This window comes from Streptosporangium sp. NPDC002607 (genome assembly GCF_053592655.1).
This window is the reverse complement of record NZ_JBSFWD010000146.1, coordinates 1-3,016: the sequence shown is the minus strand read 5'-3', so window position 1 is coordinate 3,016 and position 3,016 is coordinate 1. Positions and strand designations below refer to the sequence as shown.

At 70.6% G+C, this 3,016-nt stretch carries 1 protein-coding gene; it reads right to left on the bottom strand.

What is annotated here, in order from left to right:
- A partial coding sequence (locus ACWD3H_RS47495; protein ID WP_451959777.1) for a type I polyketide synthase occupies nucleotides 1-2,990 on the bottom strand: 2,990 nt, incomplete at its 3' end.
- Nucleotides 2,991-3,016 lie beyond the last annotated feature (26 nt).

Genomic DNA, 3,016 nt, shown 5'->3' with positions numbered 1-3,016 from the left:
GACACCATCACCGCGAACGACACCGGCTGCACCACATCCACCCGATCCAGCCCCGGAGCACCCTCCACACCCCGCACCACATCCAGCAACGACCAGTCCACGAACGGCTCCAACGCCGCCGCACACTCCGCCATCCGCCCGGCGAACACCGCCGACTCCTCCAAAAGCGCAGCACCCATCCCCAACCACTGCGCCCCCTGACCCGGGAACACCCACACCGACCTACCAACGACATCGGCCACACCCGAAACCACGCGCGTCGCCGACTCACCGGAAGCCACCACGGCCAGACCCGCCAGCAGCTCCTCATGGCCATCTCCGATGACCACGGCCCGATGCTCGAACACCGACCGCGACACCACCAGCGAGGAGCCCACATCCACCGGGTCGAGATCGCCGTGCACGTCGAGGTGCGCGCCCAGACGACGAGCCTGCGCCCGCAACGCCTCCTCGGTCTTGCCCGACACCACCCACGGCACCACACCCGCGGCCGGCGCCCGGTCCTCACCACGCGACTCCGCCTCAGCAGCCTCCGGCCCCTGCTCCAAGATCACATGCGCGTTGGTGCCGCTGATCCCGAACGACGACACACCCGCCCGACGCGGACGACCGGCCTCCGGCCACTCCCTGGCCTCGGTCAGCAGTTCCACCGCACCCGAGGCCCAGTCCACATGCGACGACGGCGCGTCCACATGCAACGTCCTGGGCAGCACCCCCTGACGCATCGCCATGACCATCTTGATCACACCCGCCACGCCGGCGGCGGCCTGGGTGTGGCCGAGGTTCGACTTGATCGAACCCAGCAGCAGCGGACGGTCCTCGTCCCGGTCCTGGCCGTAGGTCGCCAGCAACGCCTGCGCCTCGATCGGGTCACCCAGCGTGGTACCGGTGCCGTGGCCCTCGACCGCGTCCACCTCAGTGGAAGTCAGCCCGGCACTGGCCAGCGCCTGGCGGATCACCCGCCGCTGGGAAGGACCGTTCGGCGCGGTCAACCCGTTGGACGCACCGTCCTGGTTCACCGCCGAACCCCGCACCACCGCCAGCACCTGATGGCCGTTGCGGCGCGCGTCCGACAGCCGCTCCAGCACCAGCACGCCCACACCCTCCGACCAGCTCACCCCGTCGGCCGCGTCAGCGAAGGACTTGCACCGGCCGTCGCCGGCCAACCCGCCCTGGGCGCTGAAATCGATGAACGCACCCGGTGTGGCCATCACCGTCACGCCACCGGCCACCGCCAGCGAGCACTCCCCAGAGCGCAGCGCCTGCGCAGCCAGGTGCATCGCCACCAGCGAGGAGGAGCAGGCGGTGTCCACCGTCACCGCCGGACCCTCCAACCCCAGCGCGTACGAAATCCGGCCGGTCGCGACACTGCCCGCCGTACCGGTGCCGACGAAGCCCATCGCCTCCGGCGGGAACTCGGCGCTCATCCCGTAGTCGTGGTAGAAGATGCCGGCGAACACGCCGGTACGACTGCCACGCAGGGAGACCGGGTCGATCCCGGCCTGCTCGATCGCCTCCCATGACGTCTCCAGCAGCTGCCGCTGCTGCGGGTCCATCGCCAGCGCCTCACGCGGCGAGATCCCGAAGAACCCCGGATCGAACTCCCCGGCCTCGTGCAGGAAACCACCCTCACGCACATAACTGGTCCCCCGGCGCTCCCGATCCGGGCTGTACAACGCCCCCAGATCCCAGCCGCGCGTCGTCGGGAACGGCGAGATCCCATCCCCGCCCTCGGTGACCAGCCGCCACAGATCCTCCGGAGACGTGACCCCGCCCGGATAACGGCACGCCATGCCCACAATCACGATCGGATCGTCGCTCAGGGGCATGACGGGCGCGGGAACCACCACATCGGCGTCCTCACCGAGCAGCTCGGCCAGCAGGAACTCCGCCAGCAGCGTCGGCGTCGGGTAGTCGAACACCAGCGTGGCCGGCAACCGCAACCCGGTCGCGGCATTGAGCCGGTTCCGCAACTCCACCGCGGTCAGGGAGTCGAAGCCCAGCTCGCGGAACTCCCGCCGCACCTCCACCGTCTCCGGCGAGACGTGCCCCAGCACCAAGGCCACCTCGGTACGCACCAGGTCCACCAGGACCTCGGCACGCTCGGCCGCCCCCAGCGGAGCCAGCCGTCCCAGCAACGTCGCCGCCACCACCGAACCCGACGCCGCCGACCGCCGCCCACCCCGCACCAGGCCCCGCAACAACGCCGGCACCTCGCCATGGGAGCGCAGCACCGCCAATTCCAACCGGAGCGGAATCAGCACCGCATGCTCAAGCGCGACAGCGGCCTCGAACAGCGCCAGGCCCTGCTCCACCGACAGCGGCGGCGTACCCATCCTGGCGATCCGCCGCATGTCGGCGTCGCTCAGCGTGCCGGTCAATCCGCTGTCCTGGCTCCAGGCACCCCACGCCAGCGACAGCGCGGGCAGTCCCTCGGCCCGCCGCATCTGAGCCAGCGCGTCCAAGAACGTGTTCGCGGCCGCGTAGTTGCCCTGACCAGCCGAGCCCATGACACCCGAGGCCGACGAGTACACAACAAACGCCGCCAGGTCCAGGCCCTGGGTGAGCTCGTGCAGGTGCCAGGCGGCATCGACCTTGGGCCGCAGCACGGTGTCCAGCCGCTCGGGCGTCAGCGACGGAATCGTCCCGTCGGCCAGCACACCGGCGGTGTGAACGACCGCGGTCAGCGGATGATCGGCATCGATTCCGGCCAGCAGGGCCGCCACCTGATCCCGGTCGGCCACATCACACGCGGCGATCTCGACCTCGACCCCGTGCGCGATCAACTCCGCCTGCAACTCCACCGCACCCGGAGCCTCCAGCCCCCGGCGACTGGTCAGCAACAGACGCCGCACACCCCGCTCGGCCACCAGATGCCGAGCCAGATGACCACCCAGACCACCGGTACCACCGGTGACCAGCACCGTCCCCTCCGGATCCCACGACCGCCCCGCCTCCTCGGCCGGCATCACCCGAGCCAGACGAGGCACCCGTACCGCACCCTCACGGACCGCCG